This window comes from Nocardia sp. NBC_00403, from assembly GCF_036046055.1.
In the GTDB taxonomy this organism is placed as follows: domain Bacteria; phylum Actinomycetota; class Actinomycetes; order Mycobacteriales; family Mycobacteriaceae; genus Nocardia.
The window spans coordinates 138,920-159,779 of sequence record NZ_CP107939.1 but is presented as its reverse complement, the minus strand read 5'-3'; the positions used below and the strand labels follow the sequence as shown (position 1 = coordinate 159,779).

Sequence of the window (20,860 nt, the reverse complement as noted above, 5' to 3'; positions counted from 1 at the left end):
CTCCTTCCGCGTGCGCACCGGATGCATGCTCATGATCGACACCCGGTTGAACGCGCCGATCGTCGTCGCGACCCAGATGACGGTGGAAACCTGATCATCCGACAGATGCTTCCGTGCGAAAGCGTACTCACGCTCCATCGTCGGCTGATCCGGCAATGTGGTGGTGAGCTCGGCGAGGGCGAGGGTGGCGCATTCGAGCGGGGTGAACAGCTCGGTGCGGCGCCAGGCCGGCAGTACGGCGAGTTCGCGCTCGGTGGCGCCTGCGGCGATCGCGGCACGATGGTGCACGTCCAGGCAGAAGGCGCAGCCGTTGATCTGCGAAACGCGAACGTTGATCAGTTCGATGAGCCTGCGATCGAGCCCCGCTGCGGCGCCCGCGGCACGGACCGCGCTCGCGACGGTGTTGAGTGCGCGAAACGCATCGGGTGTTTGCTTGTCGATCCAGACGTGGTCGTCGTCGTGGCCTCGGGACTCCATGAGCCCGGATAGTAGAGCAGCAGCACGGCGACCTGGTCGGACTGTGCTCCAGATCGCCCGCGCTGCCCTGGTTTCGAGCTCAGGAGATCTCGCTGAACCGCCGAATCTGGAACGGCTCGGCCAGGATCTCCGCGAGCGCTGCCGCGCCCTGCTTCAGGTGCGGTGTCGCGAAATGCTCTGCAAGGGCCGCTGCGTCGACCCACTCCTCGAGCAGCACCATCCGGCTCGGATCGGTCGGGTGCAGGTAGAGCTCGTAGCGTAGGCAGCCTGCCTCGGCGACCGTCGGTGCGACAAGGGCCTCCAGCGTCTCGCGCAGGTCGGCCTCCCGTCCCGGCTTCGCGTGGAATCGGACATTGAGCGTCAGCGTGGACACAGATGATCTCCTGCTCTCTTGTGCGGGTCGATGGTCGCGGAGGTCACGCCTCGAGCCCCGCGCTGTGGTGCGCGGTAAGAATTGCCGGTCGGACCGCCGAGGCTTTGCCCTCGTACACGTCGATCTTGTAGTCCAGCACGGCCACGGTCTGGCGCAGTTCATCGATCTTGGCGAGTACCTCGGCGCGAGTATTGCGGAACATCTCGAGCCGTTGCGGGAACGTGGAATCGCCTGCCCGGACCAGCTCGGCGTAGCGGACCATATCGGCCACCGACATGCCGGTCGTGCGCAGCCTGCCGATCAGCGCGAGCCACTCCAGATCGCGGTCGCTGAACCGCCGCTTCCCGGTGTGATCGCGCCCGATGTAGTCCATCAGTCCGATCCGCTCGTACCAGCGCAAGGTGTCCCGGCTCAGGCCCGAGCGTTCGGCAGCATCGCCGATCGAGTACCTCGGGCGCTCCCTGTCGGCACTGAAAACACTCTGACTTGCAGTTTCACTCACTGCACTCGCCCTTCCCGTGGAACACCGACGACGCTACTCACCTGGAGCGCACTCCAAGCAAGGCTATTCTTCCGGCAAATCGGAACGCCGTCGAACGGGCGGTGCGCCGAGGCGGACGGGTCAGTCGCGCTTCGGCAGTTCCTGGACGGCCCACTTATTGCCGTCGGGATCGGCGAAGAACGTGAACAGGCCCCAGCCCATGTCCTTGACCGGTGACGCCTCCACGCCGGCCGCGACCAGCTGCTGGTAGGCCGCTTCGGCGCTGGCGACGACGACCTGCATGCCCTCGACGCTGCCGGGCGCGGCCTCGGTGATGCCCCTGCCGATACAGATCGAACAGCCGGAACCGGGCGGGGTCAGCTGTACGAAACGGATGTCCTCGGTGGGGCTTTCATCGAAGTCGGCATTGAAGCCGATCTTGGTGTAGAAGTCCTTGGCCCGGTCGACGTCGGTGACCGGAATGGCGACGAGCTCGATTTTCCAATCCATAGTCCCGAGCATCCCACCGAGGCCCGACAAAGTTCGGGTTTCGCGCCTACGCTGGGAGCATGCCAGGTAAGGACATCGATCGGGTCAGGGCACGTGCCGCCTGGGCCACGGTCAAGGAAAGCCCGGTGATCACCGCCATCGCGGTGGCGCCGTTCGTCGCCGCGCTCGGGCTCGTCTGGTGGCTGGTCGGCGGGTTCGCCGCCTTCGTGCTGCTTGTTGTGCTCGGCGGTGTCGTTGTCGTCGGCGGCAAGCTGCGGCACTGACATCGAGGCCGATGCCGCCGGGCGTCTGCAACGTGGCCGGGAAGCTGGTCAGCGTGGAACCGAGGAATTTCTCAGCGCGGAATGTGGAAGCGCACGAGCTCTCCGGTGCCCGGGTCGACGTCCGCCCACGGGCGGTCGAATTCGAGCACTGCGAGTGCCGAGGTGGGGAACTTCCTGCTGAGCTCGACCGCCTGCATCGAGTCGCGGTTGCCCGCCAGCTCCCATGCCGTCCACGGCATTCCGGGCGCGTGCCCGATCACCAGCAAGGTCGAGACGGCGTCGTCGCTGAGCTGGACCAGTTCGATGAGAGTCCGCGGCGAGGCCTCGTAGATGCCGGATTCATAGACGACCGGCGCGTCGATCCCGGTGGCGGCCAGCGTTTCCCGGGTGCGTGTCGCGGTCGAGCACCGCACGGCATCGATCGGCGGCTGAGTATCGCGCAACCATTGCCCCGCCAGGCCCGCTTCGCGCTCTCCGCGCGCCGCGAGCGGGCGTTCGTGGTCGGTGACACCGTCCGGATAGGCCGATTTGCCGTGCCGCATGAGGATCAGAGTCCGCACCATAGGGATACCGTAGGGCCTCCGGCCGAGAGGCGTGAACCACACTCGAGGCAAACTGAAAGCGGCGTCACAACGCGGCGCTCTGCGGGACACTCCCGCGGGTCCACTGTTGTAACGCTTCTGCCCGTCTTCAACCCTTGGGTGGCCTACAGCCCACGCACATTTTCGAGGATCTGCACACTATGGCCTACGTAATCACGCAGCGTTGTTGCAACGACGCCAGCTGCGTCTCCGAGTGCCCGGTCGATTGCATTCGTCCCACACCGGATCAGCCGGAGTTCGCGACGACCGAGATGCTCTACATCGACCCTGACACCTGTATCGATTGCGGTGCCTGTGTCGACGCGTGCCCGGTGGAGGCCATCTTCTCCGAAGATGATCTGACGGCGTCGCTAGCCAGGTATCGCGATATCAATGCCGCCTACTTCCAACGGCACCCGCTCGAATCGAACTTCGATCCGATCGTGACGCCTGCGCGGCCGCCGAAGGACCTCGGCACCTTGCGGGTCGCGATCGTCGGCGCCGGACCCGCGGCCTGCTATGCGGCCGACGAGCTGCTGCGCCGTGCCGACGTGGAGGTCGAGATGTTCGACCGGCTGCCGACGCCGTGGGGTCTGGTGCGCGCGGGTGTCGCCCCCGACCATCCCGGCACCAAGACCGTCTCGGGTCTGTTCGAGTCCGCGTTCCGGCGGGAGACGTTGCAGTACTACCTCAATGTCGAGGTCGGCACGCACATCACGCACGAGGAACTGATGGCCCACCACCACGCCGTCATTTACGCCGTCGGAGCTGCCACCGACCGCCACATGGGCGTGCCGGGTGAGAACCTGCCGGGCAGCCACTCCGCGACCGAGTTCGTCGCCTGGTACAACGGCCACCCCGATTACGCGGACCGCCAGTTCGATCTCTCCGGCGAGCGAGCGGTGATCGTCGGCAACGGCAATGTCGCCCTCGATGTCGCGCGTGTGCTGACCGTCGATCCGGACGAGCTCGCCAGGACAGACATCGCCGACTACGCCCTGGACGCGCTGCGCCGCAGCAATATTCGCGAAGTGGTCGTGCTCGGCCGGCGTGGCCCACTGCAAGCGGCGTACACCTCGTCGGAATTCCTGGCGCTGGCCCACCTGAAGGGTGTGGACATCGTCGTCGACGAGGCCGATCTTGCCCTCGACACGGGTAGTCAGGCATTGCTGGACGACCCGAAGGTCGAGCCGTCGCTGCGGCTCAAGTACACCCTGGCGAAGGAGTACGCCGCGGGTCGGCGTGATCCGGCCAACAAACGGATCGTGTTCCGCTACCTGGGCTCGCCGACGGCGCTCACCGGCGCCGAGCACGTCGAGACGGTCGAATTCGTGCACAACGAATTGGTCGAAGAGGGCGGCCAATTGGTGGCGCGGGCGACCGAGCGCACCGACAGTATGGAGGCCTCGCTGGTGCTGCGGTCCATCGGCTACAAGGGCGAACCGATCAAGGACCTGCCCTTCGACGAGCGGCGCGCGGTGGTGCCCAACGAGCACGGACGAGTGCTCGGCGACGACGGCATCCCGATCCCTGGCGTGTACGTCAGCGGCTGGATCAAGCGCGGTCCGCGCGGCGTGATCGGCTCCAACCGGATCGACTCCGAGGAGACCGTCGAGCAGCTGATCGCCGACTTCACCACTGGCAAACTCGGTGTGCCACAGGCCAATCGGGCCGCACTGAAGGCGCTGCTCGGCGAGCGCCAGGCAGACCTGGTCGACCGGCAGGGCTGGAAGGCGATCGATCTGGCGGAGAAGTCGGCGGGCAAGGCTTCCGGCCGCCCTCGGGTCAAGTTCACCAGCCGCGAGGATCTGATCAAGGCCGCACGCGGCTGAGGAAGCAATGCCGGTCGGATTCGCCACGATCCGACCGGCGTTCTCGTCTTGCAACAGCGCCGCGGCGGCGGGGGAGAGCCTCAGGCGGGCAGCGGAATGATGCGGACCACCGTGGTGGTGGTGCCGCCGACGACGAACCACAGCCGCAGCACCGGATGACCGGACCGGTCACCCGGCTCATAGCGGCTGCGCACCGTCACATGCTGGCGCGCGAGTACCGGCGCCACGTACTCGATCACCGCGCGGTGCGGTGCGGCGACCAGCTTGGGATACTCGGCGAGGTACTGCTCCACCGCCTGCCAATAACAGGCGTTGTTGACGTGGTTGTACTGGTCGATGTCGGTGGCGCGCACCGGGAACGGCATGTCCGTGTCCGACTCCGCCGGTGTGGTGTCGGTGAGATACGGCCGCCAGCGCAGCCGATGCTCGGTGGTGGTCTGCGCCAGGTAGGCCAGGCCGTCATCGCTGATCCGCGCGGGCATGTTGTTCGACTCGCTGATATTGATCCAGAAGCCCTCGGTCTCGATCAATCCACCGTTCGAGCTGGTCACCCGCACCCGCATGTTCGTCCACCTGGTCGACATGCTCGAGCACCACCGCAGCAGCTGCACTTTGTCCGGCCAGAGAATCGGCCGGATCACATCGATCACGGTGCGTCGGACGATCCAGTTCGGATCGGTCCGGTTGAGGAAGGTCTGCTCCAGCTCTTCGCCCGCAATGTCCTGCAGATAGCGGGCGACCGCATCGAATCGCAAGCGGTTGTACGGATCTACATCGCCAGCCCGGATGGGCCACGCCGAAGCAAACCCCATGCCCTCCTGGGGAAGCGGGGCGAGTGGCTGTTCGAGTGACACTGGTGCTCCTCGCGCTGCACGTTGTGCCGCGTTCTCGTGCGTTGCTTGTTCTGAGATGACTTTACGGGTCGTACGTCACACCCTCTCGGCGAGTCGCCCGTACTGCCGCATATGACGTCTCATCAGGCAAAATAGGCGCTATGACGGACTCCGACCTCCCCGGGAAACTCGGCAGACCCGCCGAACGAGCCCTCGCCGCAGCCGGAATTCAGCGTCTCTGCGACCTCACCTCGTGGACCGAACGCGAGGTGGCCGCGCTGCACGGTGTCGGGCCGACCGCCATCACCAAGCTCCGCGCCGCCCTCGCAGCGCACAATCTGACCTTCGGCCGACCAGGTGGCGTGGTAGGTCAGTAGCCCTGATATGCCCCGCCGCTATTGACGGCTGCCACACCGGGAACATTGGACAGCGAGCCGTACCGGTCGATCGCGTATCGCGTACCGGCGATGATGTTGTCGACCGGGTCGTAGATATCGTCGTGGCCGGGCGCTTTGTACGCGTTGAACGTGCTGTCGATCGTCTGCATCAACCCCTTCGAGGGGTGACCGGCCGCGGCATTGCTGTCCCAGTTGTTGACGATCTGCGGATTGCCGCCGGACTCGTGCTCGATGATCATCGCGAGCGCGCGCTCGTCGATCTGATCAGGGCTGTAGCCCATCGCGATCAGTTTCTCTTTGGCCTTCTTGATCCATTCGGCGACATCGCCGGACGGCATCGGCCCGGTCGGGGAGCCGGAACTGGTCGGGGAGCCGGAACTCGGGCTGCCGGTGGACGGCGTTCCCGAGGACGAATGGGAGTTGCCGCTGCTGTTGTGATTGCCGCCGGTCGCATAGTTGGGCTTGTTCGAGGCGACGGGCGTCGCGGTATTGGTCGCGGCCGGTGTGGTCGGCGCGGGTGCGGTGCCGGATTTCGGTTCGCCGAGGCCGTCGTAGGCGGTCTGGAGATTCGCGACAGCCTGGGCGACCTGCGTTTTCGCCTGTTCCGCAACGCTTTCCGCCTGCTGCAGCGCGTTGGTGATATCGACCTGCCAGGTTGCCGCATCCCGCAGAATTCGCAAGGACTCGTCCACCCGCTGCTGGCCGTTCATCAGTGCGCAGACCTTGGCGATCCGGTCGTCGGCCGTGACGGTTCCATTGGGCTCGACCTTGAAACCGGGTATGGGTTCCACGCCGTCGGTGCCGGCACTCGGCGTGGTGGCGAGGTCGCGCAGCTGCAGCACCTTGGTCTTGGCGTTCTTCAGGTTGTCCACCTGCGAGGTGAACGCGGTATGCAGGCCCTGCAGCGCGGTGCTGACGGTGCCTGCGCGTGTCTGTTCGATATCCATCCGCGCATTCGCCGCGGTGGCGGTGGCGCCGGACCAGGTCAGCGCACGGGTCTTGTCGGAGCCGTCCTTGACCGCGGCGTCGAGCTCGGTCGCCATTCCGTCGGCGTGATTGCCCGCGGTGGCCAGCTGGTCGGGCTCCCATTTCTCTACATCAGGAATGGTCAGCGTCATGACACCTGCAGTCCGATTGTGCGGAGTTTGGCAGCGAAGTCGTCTTCGGTCAGCTCGTACGCGCCCGCCGCATTGTGCATATTGCCCGCGACGGTCATGAGACGTTCACCGATTCGCTGCAGGCAACGGTTGACCACATCGGTGGTCTGCTGCACAGTGCCGCCGAATTCGGTGCCCGGCAGTGCATTGCTCGCGACGCCGAAGCCCGCCCCCTCGTTGAACTTCTGAATGGCGCCCGCTTCGGTGCCGAGGTTCGTCGCGAACGATTTCAGCGTTTCCGGATTGACCTGCATAGGAAATCCCCCTTCCCGCCCGACCATAAGTCGCGGCCAGCATAGCAAAATGCGTTCGTCCGAACAGGTGCACCGAAGCGGGCATCGGGTGCTGCGCATTATGTTGGTCACAGCGTCGCCGGCGAGTTCCGCGTCGGCGAGTGGACAGAGAGGTCGGCACATGCGCGCAGCCCAGGTCAGCAAGTTGGAGGGGCCCGAAGCGATCGAGATCGTGGAGATCCCGGAGCCTGCGGGATATCCGGGAGGCGTGGTCATCGATGTGCACGCGGCCGGGGTGGCTTTCCCCGATGTCCTGATGACGCGTGGGCTGTACCAGATGAAGCCGGAGTTGCCGTTCGTCGTCGGTGGCGAGGTGGCGGGCATCGTTCGTGAGGCGCCGCAGGACGCGCACGTCAAGGCCGGCGATCGGGTGGTGGCGTTGACGTTGCTCGGCAATGCAATGGCCGAAGTCGCTGTCGCGCCCGCGCAGATGGTGTTCCGCCTGCCCGACAACGTGTCGCTGGAGGCGGGGGCCGGCATCCTGTTCAACGACCTGACCGTGCATTTCTGCCTGCGTAACCGCGGCAGGCTCGCCGAAGGCGAGACCGTGCTCGTGCACGGTGCCGCGGGTGGCATCGGCACCTCGACGCTGCGCATGGCGGTCGCGCTCGGCGCGGGCCGGGTGATCGCGGTGGTCAGCACCGAGGAAAAGGCAGCGGTGGCCCGCGCCAACGGCGCCACCGATGTGGTGCTGACCGAGGGCTGGCTCGCCGCGGTCAAGGAACTGACCGGCGGCCGCGGTGTGGACATCGTGCTCGACCCGGTGGGTGGTGACCGTTTCACCGACAGCATCCGATCGCTGGCCTCGGCGGGTCGCCTGCTGGTTGTCGGCTTCACGGCCGGGGAAATCCCGACGGTCAAGGTGAATCGGCTGCTGCTCAAGAACGTCGAGGTGACCGGCGCGGCCTGGGGTGAATGGGTGATGACGCATCCCGGTTACCTGACCGAGCAGTGGGCCGAGGTCGAGCCGCTGCTCGCCTCCGGCAAGATCGCGCCGCCGGACCCGGTGCGCTACCCGCTCGAGCAGGCCGCCGCGGCGGTCGCGTCACTGGACAACCGCACCGCCACCGGCAAAGTCGTCGTCACAGTGGGCTGAGACTGTCGGTGCGGCGACGTACTCTGAGCGAATCAAGAAGCCGGCGCATCCGCCGCTCGACCACCACTCCTCGAGGAATCGCGGCACGATGCTGTCCAGTCGGGTATTGAACCGGACCCTGCTCGCCCGCCAGCATCTGCTGGAGCGCTCGTCGCTGAGCGTGCCCGAGATGTGCGATCATCTCGTCGGGCTGCAGGCCCAGGACTCGACGCCGCCGTTCGTCGGATTGTGGAGCCGCACAGCGGATTTCGATCCGGCGACGGTGTCGGCGGGACTCGAGGATCGCGCGCTGGTTCGCATCACGTTGATGCGCGGCACGATTCACCTGGTCACGCCGCCGGATGCCTTGCGTATCGCACCACACGTGCAGCCCGAGCTCGAAAAGATCCCGTTCCGTAAGGGGTTCAACTACGGCGCGATGGTCGGACTCGATCCCGCGGAAGTCCGCGCGCGTGGCGAGCAGGTGCTCGGGAACGAGCCGATGTCGGCGGCGGATATGCGCGCACACGCGGCCGAGCTGTGGCCCGATCGGGACGCGGGCGCGGTCGTGCAGACCTGGCTCTATCAGCTGCCGGTGCTGCAGACTCCGCCGCGTGGAAAGTGGAAGGACAACAGCAGGCCGGTCTGGTCCCGGGTCGAGCCGTGGCTCGGCGCGCCACTGGATCCGACATATCCGTTGGCGGAGTTGGTTTTCCGGTACCTGCGTGCTTTCGGTCCCGCCAGCACCATGGACATGCAGACCTGGTCGAAGCTGACCGGCATGAAGAAAGCGGTCGAGCAGCTGGGCGACAGGTTGCGCACCTACACCGACGAGCGCGGCCGCACCCTCTACGACGTCGCCGACGGTGTACTGGCCGACGCCGAGCTGCCCGCCCCGGTGCGCCTGCTCGGCTGGTACGACAATGCGATTCTTTCGCATCAGGATCGGAGCAGGATCGCGCCCGACAGCCAGCCGGTGCCGTTGCGCGCGTTTGCCGCCGCGGTTTCGCCGGTGCTGCTCGACGGCTACCTTTCCGGGTTCTACAAGATCTTCCCGGAGAAGGGTGTCGCCCGCCTGCGCATCACCCCGACCAGGAAGTGGTCGGCGGCGGAGAGTCGGGCTGTCGAGGCCGAATCGCATGCGCTGCTCGCGTTCCTGGAGGCAGATAAACAGCCGCGCGTCGAAATCCTCGAGGTAGCTGCCGACCTGCGCCCCTGATCGGCGCTGTCCGGAGGCACGCGACTCGGCAGGCCGTGCGCGGTCGGCTATCGCCCGTAGGCGTCGCGGTAGGCGGGGGCCTTGGTGGTTCCGGTGGGGGTCAGGGTGCGCAGCAGCGGCAGTGTGCGGCGCTGGATCACCGTCGACAACACGATGACGCTGTGTGAGCGCACCACCGCGGTGGTCCGATCGATGCTCAGCAACACCGATTGCAGGCCGGCGTGCGAGTCGGCGCCGATCCGGCACAGCACATCGCCGGATCCGGTGGTCGCATAGGCCTCGAGCACGCCGGGAATCGCGTCGAGCTCGGCGGCGACGGTATCGAGCGCACCCTGCGCGATCTCCAGCGTGACGAAGGCCTGGACATCGAAACCCGCAGCGGTGACGTCGATTTGCGGGTCGTAGGAGGCGATGACCCCGGATTCCTCCATGCGGCCGATCCTGGATTGTACGGTCGCCCGTGCAACCTTGGTGCGGCGCGACAGTTCGAGGACTCCCGCCTTCTGATACTCGTGCATCGCGGCCAGGATGGCGAGATCGAGTTCGTCGAGTTTTGCCGGCGTGTGCGACATGTCGGCCTCCGTTCGTGGCGCGGGCTGTGCTCGGTGATGCTATTCAAATTGTCCAGCATCTTGTGGGTCTTGCTAGCCGAATTCGCCAGAGTGTCTATCGGAATCCACCGCTATTGCCTACCGGCATAGGTGGCGATTTCCTTGGATCATGACGATCGAGAACCTGCCGAATTCCCGGCCGACGGCCCTACCCACCGACGGTGAGCTGCGCAGGCTCGTCGGACTGGTCGAGCACGACGACAGCGTCGATCCGTTCCCCGTCATCGGTTGGGACGCCCTGGTCTGGGTGGTCGGCAACGCGACGCAGACCGCGCACTTCCTGGAGTCCGCCTTCGGCATGCGGCTGGAGGCCTACGCGGGACCGGAGACCGGCAATCGTGACCACAAGGCGTTCGTGCTGCGCAGCGGCGGCGCGCGGTTCGTGATCACCGGTGCGGTCGATCCGGACAGCCCGCTGGTCGGCCATCACGACCGGCACGGCGACGGCATCACCGATATCGCACTCGAGGTTCCGGACGTGGACCGCTGCATCGACTGGGCGCGCACCCACGGCGCGACGATTCTGGTCGAACCGCACGACGAGACAGACGAATTCGGCACGGTCCGCTCGGCGGCCATCGCCACCTACGGCGAGACACGGCATACGCTGGTCGACCGTTCCAAGTATTACGGGCCTTATCTGCCCGGCTATATCGCCCGCCGCTCCATCTATCGACCGCGCGCGGGCACGCCGGTCCGGCTGTTCCAGGCGATCGACCATGTCGTCGGCAACGTCGAGCTCGGCATGATGGACGAGTGGGTCGGGTTCTACCGCCGCGTCATGGGTTTCACGAATATGGCCGAATTCGTCGGTGACGACATCGCCACCGAGTACTCCGCGTTGATGAGCAAGGTCGTCGCCAACGGCAATCACCGGGTGAAGTTCCCGCTGAACGAGCCCGCGGTGGGCAAGAAGCGTTCGCAGATCGACGAATATCTCGAGTTCTACCGCGGGCCCGGCGTGCAGCACATCGCCCTGGCCACCAGCGACATCCTCACCTGCGTCGACACGCTGCGCCGTGAGGGCGTCGAATTCCTGGAAACGCCGGACACCTACTATTCCGACCCAGAATTGCGCGCCCGCATCGGCCACGTCCGGGTGCCGGTCGACCAGTTGCAGCGGCGCGGCATCCTGGTAGACCGGGACGAAGACGGCTACCTGCTGCAGATCTTCTGCAAGCCGCTCACCGATCGCCCGACCGTCTTCTTCGAACTGATCGAGCGACACGGTTCGCTCGGCTTCGGCAAGGGCAACTTCAAGGCTCTGTTCCAGGCGATCGAACGCGAACAGGAAGCCAGAGGCAACCTTTGACGTGCCGCCGAGTCAGGACGCCAAGAGGTCGTAGACCTCTTTGCCATTGATCACGATCGGCTGGCAACGAGCATGCGGATTCCCATTGTTGTGATACCAATTCGCGTGATCGAGGCAGTCGCTCAGCCAGTAGTAGCGGCCGAGGAAGTTGCCTCCCGCAGAGGCTGTTCCCGCGAGGCCGCCCCACAGCCCCGCAATGATCAAGACAGCAACGGCCAATTTCTTCAGCATTGGTTTCCCCTCCCAATTGCTCACGTAGTGAAGCGTTTTCATCATAGCGAGCGTGGCCGCGCCGCGGAACCCGCCGCGGCCCCGCAGTCGTATCCGGCCGTGTCAGGTGCCGATGGGTAGAGTTCACGGCATGCGGATTCCGTCGGCAATCGTCATCGGTGCGACCTTGGCGTTGGCACTGTCGGCATGCGGTTCGGGCGGCGACTCCGATTCGTCGAACACGCCGCTGCGTCCGCCGCCGAAGGTCGCCACTCTGGGTCCGTTCGCCGGTGAGTGCGGTCATGTCACCGACGACGAGGTCCGCGAAATCGCGGGTTTGGCGCAGCTCTCGCGGGTGTTCAAGAACTCGGTCGGCTGCAATTGGCAATCCGCTGGGCAGGGTTCGACCAGCGTCACTTTCGCCGCGTATCGGGGCAGCCCCATCGATCGGGAACGGGCGTGGGTGACCACCCAAGGGCGTGGTGTGGAGAAGATCGAGGTCGGTGGCCGCGTCGGATTTCAGGCGCTGGAGACCAACAGCGCGGTGTGTGATCTCGCCGTGCAGCTCGACGACGATTTCTTCGAGTGGTCGATGTCGTTCGGTCTCTTCGCGGCGACCGGCAATCCATGCGACCGGATGCACAAGCTCGCCGAGTTGACCGTGCAGCGGCTGCAGTGAGGGAGTTCGCCATGAATCTTCGTGCCCGTTCGACGACCCGCGGCCTGATCGCCGCGCTGGCCGTGCTCGGCATCGCCGTTTCGGTCGCCGGCTGCGGGCGCACGGTGCCAGGGTCCGCGCATCCCGCGGGGTCGGGCACCGGATCGTCGGTCAACACGAACTTCGACAAGCTGTTGCGCGAGTGCGATGTCGTCTCGATGGACCAGATCGGCAAGGCGGTGGGCGAGGGCGCATACGCCGGGGCGTCGTTCTACGGTGCGGTGTGCATGTGGGACGTGGACAATGCGCCCGGCGGCACCGCCATGGTGACCCTGAACTGGTATGAGGTCGGCTCGCTGAACAACGAGAAGACCAACAACGACAAACTCGGCTACCTCACCAACAACATCACCGTGCAGGGCCAGCGGGCGCTGCAGACGCATCGCCCCAACGATCCCGACTCCTGCGGGGTCAGCGCCAGCGCGGCCGACACCGGCGTGATCGGCTGGTGGATCAATTACCGTCCCGGCTCCGGACATCCCGATCCGTGCGTCGGTGCGCAGAAACTCGTCGAATTGACCCTGAATCTCGCGAGGTAGGTACGCTGGAATCGAACTGCCGGTCGTGGTGGTTACCCACCCCACTTTGACCCTGTGTCGCGACCACGAGTATCGTGGATCGCTGTGCCCGGAAGCATGCGGGCAAGTTCGTGCGTGGACGTAAGCCAGCGAAAGCGGCTGACCTTCCCGGCGTGCCCGGAAAACCGGTCTTGCTTCGCGCGCGACACGCCCGACCTCGGGACGCGAGAAACGCGGCTGGGCGTGCGGGTGAAAGCTCGATGACAGCGGCGTGAACGACGGGCCCGGAGGCGGTAGCTTGCGTGACCACGGAGGGCGCCGAGAACGCCGCCAACTGAACACCGACATGAAGTTCCAGACACCGCGTTAACTAATTAAGGAAAGCCGGTCTATGCCAACCATCAACCAGCTGGTCCGCAAGGGTCGTCGCGACAAGGTCTCCAAGACCAAGACCGCGGCCCTCAAGGGGAGCCCGCAGCGCCGTGGCGTGTGCACTCGCGTGTACACCACGACCCCGAAGAAGCCGAACTCCGCGCTGCGTAAGGTCGCGCGTGTTCGCCTGACCAGCGCGGTCGAGGTCACGGCCTACATCCCGGGCGAGGGCCACAACCTGCAGGAGCACTCGATGGTGCTCGTGCGTGGCGGTCGTGTGAAGGACCTCCCCGGTGTCCGCTACAAGATCATCCGTGGCTCGCTCGACACCCAGGGTGTGAAGAACCGCAAGCAGGCCCGCAGCCGTTACGGCGCCAAGAAGGAGAAGAGCTGATATGCCACGCAAGGGCCCCGCACCCAAGCGTCCGCTGATCAACGACCCGGTCTACGGGTCGCCGCTGGTCACTCAGCTGGTCAACAAGATCCTGCTGGACGGCAAGAAGTCCACCGCCGAGCGCATCGTCTACGGCGCGCTGGAGCAGGCGCGCGAGAAGACCGGCACCGATCCGGTCGTCACCCTCAAGCGCGCGCTGGACAACGTCAAGCCCGCACTCGAGGTGAAGCCCCGTCGTGTCGGTGGCGCCACCTACCAGGTGCCGGTCGAGGTTCGTCCCGGCCGCTCCAACACCCTGGCGCTGCGCTGGCTGGTCAACTACTCGCGGGCTCGCCGTGAGAAGACCATGGTCGAGCGTCTCGCCAATGAGCTGCTCGATGCCAGCAACGGCCTCGGCGCTTCGGTGAAGCGTCGCGAGGACACCCACAAGATGGCCGAGTCCAACCGGGCCTTCGCGCACTACCGCTGGTGACGTCTGCCCGGCCCGTCGTTATTGGGTCGGGAGGCACAGCCGGATGCGGTACTTACCCACCGCTTCCGGCGTTGACATAGTGACGACCACAGGGTCGTCCCCGAAAATCCCAACTAGCTACGAGCGGGGAAGATTTCCGTGGCACAGGACGTGCTCACCGACCTGAACAAGGTCCGCAACATCGGCATCATGGCCCACATTGATGCGGGCAAGACGACCACAACTGAACGCATCCTCTTCTACACCGGCATCACCTACAAGATCGGTGAAGTCCACGATGGCGCGGCCACCATGGACTGGATGGAGCAGGAGCAGGAGCGTGGTATCACCATCACCTCCGCGGCTACCACGTGCTTCTGGAACGACAACCAGATCAACATCATCGACACCCCCGGGCACGTCGACTTCACCGTCGAGGTGGAGCGGTCGCTGCGCGTGCTCGACGGCGCCGTCGCGGTGTTCGACGGCAAGGAAGGCGTCGAGCCGCAGTCCGAGCAGGTGTGGCGTCAGGCCGATAAGTACGACGTGCCGCGTATCTGCTTCGTCAACAAGATGGACAAGCTCGGTGCGGACTTCTACTTCACCGTGCAGACCATCAAGGACCGTCTCGGTGCCAAGCCGTTGGTGATCCAGCTGCCGATCGGCGCTGAGGACACCTTCGAGGGCATCGTCGACCTGGTCGAGATGAACGCCAAGGTCTGGAAGGGCGAGACCAAGCTCGGCGAGGAGTACCAGGTCGTCGAGATCCCGGCCGACCTCGCGGACCAGGCGGAGATCTACCGCCAGGAACTGCTGGAGACTGTCGCGGAGTCGGACGAGGCGCTGCTCGAGAAGCACTTCAGCGGCGATGAGCTCACGATCGATGAGATCAAGGGCGCCATCCGCAAGATGACCGTCAACTCCGAGCTCTACCCGGTGCTGTGTGGTTCGGCGTTCAAGAACAAGGGCGTTCAGCCCATGCTCGACGCCGTGATCGACTACTTGCCGACCCCGCTGGACGATGGTGGCACCGATGGCCACGTCCCGGGCAAGGAAGAGGAGATCATCCACCGCGACGCGAACAGCAGTGAGCCGTTCTCGGCGCTGGCGTTCAAGATCGCCGTGCACCCTTTCTTCGGCAAGCTGACCTACGTGCGCGTGTACTCGGGCAAGGTCGACTCCGGCGCCCAGGTCATCAACTCGACCAAGGGCAAGAAGGAGCGTCTGGGCAAGCTGTTCCAGATGCACTCCAACAAGGAGAACCCGGTCGGCGAGGCCGTGGCAGGCCACATCTACGCGGTCATCGGCCTGAAGGACACCACCACCGGTGACACCCTGTGCGATCCGCAGAACCAGATCGTGCTCGAGTCCATGACCTTCCCGGACCCGGTCATCCAGGTCTCCATCGAGCCGAAGACCAAGTCCGACCAGGAGAAGCTGGGCACCGCGATCCAGCGTCTCTCGGAAGAGGACCCGACCTTCTCGGTCAAGCTCGACCAGGAGACCGGCCAGACCGTCATCGGCGGCATGGGCGAGCTCCACCTCGACATCCTCGTCGACCGTATGCGTCGCGAGTTCAAGGTCGAGGCGAACGTCGGCAAGCCGCAGGTGGCCTACCGCGAGACCATCACCAAGAAGGTCGAGAAGCTCGAGTTCACCCACAAGAAGCAGACGGGTGGCTCCGGCCAGTTCGCGAAGGTCATCATCGCCCTCGAGCCGTTCGTCGGCGAGGACGGCGCGACCTACGAGTTCGAGAACAAGGTCTCCGGTGGTCGCGTTCCGCGCGAGTACATCCCTTCGGTGGACGCCGGTGCGCAGGATGCCATGCAGTACGGTGTGCTCGCGGGCTACCCGCTGGTGAACCTGAAGGTCATCCTGCTCGACGGCGCATACCACGACGTCGACTCCTCGGAAATGGCGTTCAAGATCGCCGGCTCCCAGGCACTGAAGGAAGCGGCCCGTAAGGCCGGTCCGGTGATCCTCGAGCCGCTCATGGCGGTCGAGGTCATCACGCCCGAGGACTACATGGGTGATGTGATCGGCGACCTGAACTCCCGCCGTGGCCAGATTCAGGCCATGGAGGAACGCAGTGGTGCCCGTGTCGTCAAGGCGCTGGTTCCGCTCTCGGAGATGTTCGGTTATATCGGTGATCTGCGGTCGAAGACCCAGGGCCGGGCGAACTACTCCATGGTGTTCGATTCGTATGCGGAGGTTCCGGCCAACGTGTCGAAGGAGATCATCGCCAAGGCGACCGGCGAGTAATCCGACGGGGCAGGCCGCACGGCTTGCCCCATCAGCCGGGAGTCAGTACGACCCCCCCAGTAATAACCGCACTGCTGCAACTGCACGCACCAACAAGTCCAGGAGGACACCACAGTGGCGAAGGCGAAGTTCGAGCGGACGAAGCCGCACGTCAACATCGGCACCATCGGTCACGTCGACCACGGCAAGACCACGCTGACTGCAGCGATCACCAAGGTGCTGGCTGACAAGTACCCGGATCTGAACGCCGCGTTCGCGTTCGATCAGATCGACAAGGCGCCGGAGGAGAAGGCTCGTGGTATCACGATCAACATCTCCCACGTCGAGTACCAGACCGAGAAGCGCCACTACGCGCACGTCGACGCCCCGGGTCACGCTGACTACATCAAGAACATGATCACCGGTGCGGCGCAGATGGACGGCGCCATCCTGGTGGTCGCCGCCACCGACGGCCCGATGCCGCAGACCCGCGAGCACGTGCTGCTCGCCCGTCAGGTCGGTGTTCCTTACATCCTGGTCGCGCTGAACAAGTCCGACATGGTCGACGACGAGGAAATCCTCGAGCTCGTCGAGATGGAGGTCCGCGAACTGCTGGCCGCCCAGGAGTTCGACGAGGAAGCGCCGGTCGTGCGTGTTTCCGGTCTGAAGGCGCTCGAGGGCGACCCGAAGTGGACCGAGTCGATCGTCGAGCTGATGAACGCGGTCGACGAGTCGATCCCGACTCCCGTCCGTGAGACCGACAAGCCGTTCCTGATGCCGGTCGAGGATGTCTTCACGATCACCGGTCGTGGCACCGTCGTCACCGGTCGTATCGAGCGCGGCATCATCAACGTGAACGAGGAAGTCGAGATCGTCGGCATCCGCGAGAAGGTCACCAAGACCACCATCACGGGCATCGAGATGTTCCGCAAGCTGCTCGACAACGGCCAGGCGGGCGACAACGTCGGTCTGCTGGTTCGTGGCATCAAGCGTGAAGATGTCGAGCGTGGCCAGGTCGTCGTGAAGCCGGGCACCACCACCCCGCACACCGAGTTCGAGGGCCAGGCCTACATCCTGTCCAAGGACGAGGGTGGCCGCCACACGCCGTTCTTCAACAACTACCGTCCCCAGTTCTACTTCCGTACGACTGACGTGACGGGCGTTGTGACCCTGCCCGAGGGCACCGAGATGGTCATGCCCGGTGACAACACCGAGATGTCCGTCAAGCTGATCCAGCCGGTCGCCATGGACGAGGGTCTGCGCTTCGCGATCCGCGAGGGTGGCCGCACCGTCGGCGCCGGTCGCGTCACGAAGATCGTCAAGTGATTCTCTGACTCGCTGACCAAACGGCGTCGCCCCGAAAGGGGCGGCGCCGTTTGTGTTTTCGTGGATGCGTGCCCGTCAGGCGTTATCGCGAGCCTGGGCCAGCCGGTGCTCGAGTTCGGCGATCCGCTGTCGGGAGGCGTCCAATTCGCTGAGCCTGCCCGCCATCTCGTCGGTCAGTTGCGCGATCCGGCCGAGGTACCGGTGTGCGGGCCGGTCGATCCAATACGCGCCGGCCCGGCCCTGCTCGACGGCGAGCTGAATGTCCGAGGCGGCGATCCCCGCGGCCGCGGCATCCGTAATCGCGGCATCCAGGGCGGACTCCAGCTGCCGCACGCGCAGCTGGTCGGTCTGATTATGACCTCGGACCGCGGCGAAGGCCGCGACGCGCGCGAGTTCGGCCGCCAGATCCTGGATCTCCCTGAGGTATCCGGCGTTCTGCGCGTCCTGGACGGCGAGCAACTCGTAATCGTGATTGATCGGCGCGGCGCGGATCCGGTCGGGAATGAGCGCGGTACGCAGCTGCATGTCGTTGCCGAACATCGGAACTCGCTCGGGCGAAGGCGGATTGCGCCGCAGTCGCTGTGTCGGCATGGTGTATTCGGCGCCTTCGGCGAAGGTGTTCGTCATCGTGAGTCGACCTCACATTCCGTGGCCGCGTGGGTCACTGCCGCGGCCGGATCATGGGCCGCATCTTGCTTGGCGAACATCGTGACCCCTCCGGTCCGTGATTGTCGCCCAGCGCTATCCCCAGCGCCGAGAAGATCATCTCGACAATCGGTTGTCCGGCGGGATATTCGATGGACGCGGGCGGGGGCGGGCGGTACATATGAGGCATGTTTCCCTCGGGTCCGCGTTCGCGGTAGTTGTCGGCAGAGCCCCTTCGGCGTGCCGCCCGCGCCGCGTGGACGATGCTCGCGCCGTTGCCGGAACGCACCAACTAGGCGAGCGTCTTTCTGACGAAACTAGTTGAGGGAGTGGGGATTACCGTGACACGTGGCGTGCTCGGCAATCTGAGTATGGTTCGGAACATCGGCATCATGGCCCATATCGATGCCGGTAAGACTACGACCACCGAACGGATCCTTTTCTATACCGGCGTCACCTACAAGCTGGGCGAGGTGCACGACGGCGCTTCGGCGATGGATCGGATGGTGCAGGAGCAGGAGCACGGAATAACGATCGCCTCGGCGGCGACCACCTGCTTCTGGAACGGCTACCAGCTCAACATCATCGATACGCCGGGACACGTCGACTTCACGGCGGAGGTGGAGCGGTCGCTGCGCGTGCTCGACGGTGCGGTCGCGGTGTTCGACGGCAAGGAAGGCGTCGAGCCGCAGTCCGAGCAGGTGTGGCGTCAGGCCGACAAGTACCGGCTGCCGCGCATTTGTTTCGTGAACAAGATGGACAAGCTCGGTGCGGATTTCTTCTTCACCGTGCAGGCCATCAGGGACCGTCTCGGCGCCGAGCCGTTGGTGATCCAGCTGCCGATCGGCGCGGAGGACACCTTCGAGGGCATTGTCGACCTGGTCGAGATGAATGCCAAGATGTGGTGCGGTGATACGGAACTCGGTGAGCGGTACGAGGTCGTCGAGATTCCGGCCGAGCTTCGCGAGCGTGCCGAGCGCTATCGCGCCGAGCTGGTGGAGGCTGTTGCCGAGTCGGATGAGGCGCTGCTGGAGAAGTATCTCGGCGGTGTGGAATTGTCCGTCGCGGAGATCAAGGGGGCGATCCGTCACCTGACGGTGAATTCCCTTGCCTACCCGGTGCTTTGCGGTTCGGCGTTCAAGAACAAGGGCGTGCAGCCGATGCTCGACGCGGTGGTCGACTACTTGCCGGCACCGCTCGACGGCGGCGGCATCGATGGTCATGCGCCGGGCAACGAGGGACAGATCATCCACCGCGCTGCCGATGCGGACGCGCCGTTCGCGGCGCTGGCGTTCAAGATTGCCGCGCACCCGTTCTTCGGCGAGCTCACTTACATCCGGGTGTACTCCGGCCGGGTCGGAGCGGGCGCGGTGGTGATCAATCCACGCATGGGACGAAAGGAGCGTTTGGGCAGGCTTTTCCAGATGCACTCGAACAAGCAGACACCGGTCGACGTGGCCGCTGCGGGACACATCTACGCCGTGATCGGGCTGAAGGACGTCACCACCGGTGACACCCTGTGCGATCCGGACCACCAGCTCGTGCTGGAGTCGATGACATTCCCCGATCCGGTCATCCAGGTTTCGATCGAGCCGAAAACCACCTCGGATCAGGAGCGGCTCGGTGTCGCGATCCAGAAGCTGGCCAGGGAGGACCCCACCTTCTCGGTGACGCTGGATAAGGAGACCGGCCAGACCGTCATCGGCGGCATGGGCGAGCTCCACCTCGACATCCTGATCGACCGCATGAAGCGGGAGTTCAACGTCGAGGCGAACATCGGCAAGCCGCGGGTGGCCTATCGCGAGACGATCACCACCGCGGTGGCTCGGCTCGAACACACCCACCGCAAGCAATCCGGTGGCAAGGGTCAGTTCGCGAAGGTCGTCGTCGCAGTGGCGCCGTTCGTCGGCGCGGGCGGCGCGATCTACGAGTTCGAGAGTCGGGTGACCGGTGGTCGAGTGCCGAAGGAATTCATTCCGTCGGTCGATGCCGGTGCGCAGGATGCCATGCAGTCGGGGATGCTCGCGGGCTATCCGTTGGTGAACATGCGGGTGGTGCTGCTCGATGGTGCCGTGCACGAGAAGGATTCCTCCGACTTCGCCTTCCGGACCGCGGCTGCTCAGGCGGTGCGAGAGGCGGTCGGTAAGGCTCGCCCGGTGCTCCTCGAACCCGTCATGGCCGTCGAGGTCGTGACACCGGAGGACTACATGGGTGATGTGATCGGCGACCTGAACTCCCGCCGTGGCCAGATTCAGGCCATGGAGGAACGCAGTGGTGCCCGTGTCGTCAAGGCGCTGGTTCCGCTCTCGGAGATGTTCGGTTATATCGGTGATCTGCGGTCGAAGACCCAGGGCCGGGCGAACTACTCCATGGTGTTCGATTCGTATGCGGAGGTTCCGGCCAACGTGTCGAAGGAGATCATCGCCAAGGCGACCGGCGAGTAGTACGCGGATGGCGCCGCCCCGATTCGGGGCGGCGCCGTTTCGCGGCTCATGTCATTGACGACATCACCTCGGAGGTCATGGACTTCATCGGTAATCCGACGCACTGTCGTAGTGAGAGATCGCAAC

At 65.1% G+C, this 20,860-nt stretch carries 23 protein-coding genes and 1 pseudogene; 13 read left to right on the top strand and 11 right to left on the bottom strand.

All coding sequences use genetic code 11. The features are described 5' to 3' along the window. Positions 1 to 3: 3 nt before the first annotated feature. The 4 genes and pseudogenes from OHQ90_RS00375 to OHQ90_RS00360 form a co-directional block, all read right to left on the bottom strand. Positions 4 to 477 (bottom strand): annotated as a pseudogene (locus OHQ90_RS00375) (carboxymuconolactone decarboxylase family protein); the annotation flags it as partial. 79 nt (positions 478 to 556) lie between these two features. Then, entirely contained in the window at positions 557 to 850 is a 294-nt protein-coding gene (locus OHQ90_RS00370; RefSeq protein WP_328406548.1) for a putative quinol monooxygenase, read from the bottom strand. Positions 851 to 893: 43 nt separating this feature from the next. Further along, positions 894 to 1,352, bottom strand: a complete 459-nt coding sequence (locus OHQ90_RS00365; protein ID WP_328406547.1) for a MerR family transcriptional regulator — start codon at positions 1,350 to 1,352, stop codon at positions 894 to 896. A gap of 120 nt (positions 1,353 to 1,472) precedes the next feature. Continuing rightward, a complete protein-coding gene (locus tag OHQ90_RS00360) occupies positions 1,473 to 1,841 on the bottom strand; it encodes a VOC family protein (protein WP_328406546.1) in 369 nt (122 codons plus the stop codon). 59 nt (positions 1,842 to 1,900) lie between these two features. On the opposite strand from OHQ90_RS00360, the gene OHQ90_RS00355 reads away from it, so the two are divergent. After that, the gene (locus tag OHQ90_RS00355; RefSeq protein WP_328406545.1) at positions 1,901 to 2,104 is read left to right on the top strand and encodes a hypothetical protein; all 204 of its coding nucleotides are present in this window, start codon (positions 1,901 to 1,903) and stop codon (positions 2,102 to 2,104) included. A 71-nt stretch (positions 2,105 to 2,175) separates the two neighbouring features. On the opposite strand, the gene OHQ90_RS00350 is transcribed toward OHQ90_RS00355, so the two are convergent. Further along, positions 2,176 to 2,667: a SixA phosphatase family protein gene (locus tag OHQ90_RS00350; RefSeq protein ID WP_328406544.1), complete on the bottom strand. Its 492-nt coding sequence runs from the start codon at positions 2,665 to 2,667 to the stop codon at positions 2,176 to 2,178. 179 nt (positions 2,668 to 2,846) lie between these two features. Here OHQ90_RS00350 and OHQ90_RS00345 point away from each other — a divergent pair, with 179 nt between their 5' ends. Beyond that, complete coding sequence (locus OHQ90_RS00345) at positions 2,847 to 4,517, top strand: FAD-dependent oxidoreductase (protein ID WP_328406543.1); 1,671 nt, start codon at positions 2,847 to 2,849, stop codon at positions 4,515 to 4,517. A gap of 80 nt (positions 4,518 to 4,597) precedes the next feature. On the opposite strand, the gene OHQ90_RS00340 is transcribed toward OHQ90_RS00345, so the two are convergent. Continuing rightward, positions 4,598 to 5,371, bottom strand: coding sequence for an acyl-[acyl-carrier-protein] thioesterase (locus OHQ90_RS00340; protein ID WP_328406542.1), 774 nt, complete (start codon positions 5,369 to 5,371; stop codon positions 4,598 to 4,600). 140 nt (positions 5,372 to 5,511) lie between these two features. Here OHQ90_RS00340 and OHQ90_RS00335 point away from each other — a divergent pair, with 140 nt between their 5' ends. Then, entirely contained in the window at positions 5,512 to 5,727 is a 216-nt protein-coding gene (locus OHQ90_RS00335) for a DNA-binding protein (protein WP_328406541.1), read from the top strand. Here the strand turns inward: OHQ90_RS00335 and OHQ90_RS00330 are convergent. Next, positions 5,721 to 6,866 (bottom strand): transglycosylase SLT domain-containing protein, encoded by a 1,146-nt coding sequence (locus OHQ90_RS00330; RefSeq protein ID WP_328406540.1) that lies wholly within the window; start codon positions 6,864 to 6,866, stop codon positions 5,721 to 5,723. The two genes, OHQ90_RS00335 and OHQ90_RS00330, sit on opposite strands and share 7 nt — an antisense overlap. Continuing rightward, a complete protein-coding gene (locus OHQ90_RS00325; protein ID WP_328406539.1) occupies positions 6,863 to 7,159 on the bottom strand; it encodes a type VII secretion target in 297 nt (98 codons plus the stop codon). The genes OHQ90_RS00330 and OHQ90_RS00325 overlap by 4 nt, the downstream gene beginning before the upstream one ends. A 160-nt stretch (positions 7,160 to 7,319) precedes the next feature. Between OHQ90_RS00325 and OHQ90_RS00320 the strand changes: the two genes are divergently transcribed. Next, positions 7,320 to 8,294 carry an NADPH:quinone oxidoreductase family protein gene (locus tag OHQ90_RS00320; RefSeq protein ID WP_328406538.1) on the top strand — a complete coding sequence of 325 codons (975 nt, stop codon included), beginning with the start codon at positions 7,320 to 7,322 and terminating at the stop codon, positions 8,292 to 8,294. Between the two features lie 88 nt (positions 8,295 to 8,382). After that, a complete protein-coding gene (locus OHQ90_RS00315; protein ID WP_328406537.1) occupies positions 8,383 to 9,492 on the top strand; it encodes a winged helix DNA-binding domain-containing protein in 1,110 nt (369 codons plus the stop codon). Positions 9,493 to 9,539: 47 nt separating this feature from the next. Here the strand turns inward: OHQ90_RS00315 and OHQ90_RS00310 are convergent, their stop codons facing one another. Beyond that, positions 9,540 to 10,064: an Lrp/AsnC family transcriptional regulator gene (locus OHQ90_RS00310; RefSeq protein ID WP_328406536.1), complete on the bottom strand. Its 525-nt coding sequence runs from the start codon at positions 10,062 to 10,064 to the stop codon at positions 9,540 to 9,542. Positions 10,065 to 10,212: 148 nt separating this feature from the next. On the opposite strand from OHQ90_RS00310, the gene hppD reads away from it, so the two are divergent. After that, positions 10,213 to 11,415, top strand: a complete 1,203-nt coding sequence (gene hppD / locus OHQ90_RS00305; RefSeq protein WP_328406535.1) for a 4-hydroxyphenylpyruvate dioxygenase — start codon at positions 10,213 to 10,215, stop codon at positions 11,413 to 11,415. A gap of 12 nt (positions 11,416 to 11,427) precedes the next feature. Here hppD and OHQ90_RS00300 read toward each other — a convergent pair whose 3' ends face one another. Beyond that, a complete protein-coding gene (locus OHQ90_RS00300; protein ID WP_328406534.1) occupies positions 11,428 to 11,646 on the bottom strand; it encodes a hypothetical protein in 219 nt (72 codons plus the stop codon). Between the two features lie 130 nt (positions 11,647 to 11,776). On the opposite strand from OHQ90_RS00300, the gene OHQ90_RS00295 reads away from it, so the two are divergent. From OHQ90_RS00295 to tuf, 6 genes are all read left to right on the top strand, one after another. Beyond that, positions 11,777 to 12,304 (top strand): DUF3558 domain-containing protein, encoded by a 528-nt coding sequence (locus tag OHQ90_RS00295; RefSeq protein WP_328406533.1) that lies wholly within the window; start codon positions 11,777 to 11,779, stop codon positions 12,302 to 12,304. An 11-nt stretch (positions 12,305 to 12,315) separates the two neighbouring features. Next, positions 12,316 to 12,882, top strand: coding sequence for a DUF3558 domain-containing protein (locus OHQ90_RS00290; RefSeq protein ID WP_328406532.1), 567 nt, complete (start codon positions 12,316 to 12,318; stop codon positions 12,880 to 12,882). Between the two features lie 370 nt (positions 12,883 to 13,252). After that, complete coding sequence (gene rpsL / locus OHQ90_RS00285) at positions 13,253 to 13,627, top strand: 30S ribosomal protein S12 (RefSeq protein WP_019049359.1); 375 nt, start codon at positions 13,253 to 13,255, stop codon at positions 13,625 to 13,627. 1 nt (position 13,628) lies between these two features. Then, the gene (gene rpsG, locus OHQ90_RS00280; RefSeq protein WP_040739280.1) at positions 13,629 to 14,099 is read left to right on the top strand and encodes a 30S ribosomal protein S7; all 471 of its coding nucleotides are present in this window, start codon (positions 13,629 to 13,631) and stop codon (positions 14,097 to 14,099) included. 138 nt (positions 14,100 to 14,237) lie between these two features. After that, positions 14,238 to 16,340 (top strand): elongation factor G, encoded by a 2,103-nt coding sequence (gene fusA, locus OHQ90_RS00275; protein ID WP_328406531.1) that lies wholly within the window; start codon positions 14,238 to 14,240, stop codon positions 16,338 to 16,340. 114 nt (positions 16,341 to 16,454) lie between these two features. Further along, a complete protein-coding gene (gene tuf, locus OHQ90_RS00270) occupies positions 16,455 to 17,645 on the top strand; it encodes an elongation factor Tu (RefSeq protein WP_328406530.1) in 1,191 nt (396 codons plus the stop codon). Positions 17,646 to 17,720: 75 nt separating this feature from the next. Here tuf and OHQ90_RS00265 read toward each other — a convergent pair whose 3' ends face one another. Beyond that, positions 17,721 to 18,272: a hypothetical protein gene (locus OHQ90_RS00265; protein WP_328406529.1), complete on the bottom strand. Its 552-nt coding sequence runs from the start codon at positions 18,270 to 18,272 to the stop codon at positions 17,721 to 17,723. 389 nt (positions 18,273 to 18,661) lie between these two features. Between OHQ90_RS00265 and fusA (OHQ90_RS00260) the strand changes: the two genes are divergently transcribed. Then, positions 18,662 to 20,734: an elongation factor G gene (gene fusA / locus OHQ90_RS00260; RefSeq protein WP_328413445.1), complete on the top strand. Its 2,073-nt coding sequence runs from the start codon at positions 18,662 to 18,664 to the stop codon at positions 20,732 to 20,734. Positions 20,735 to 20,860: the final 126 nt, after the last annotated feature.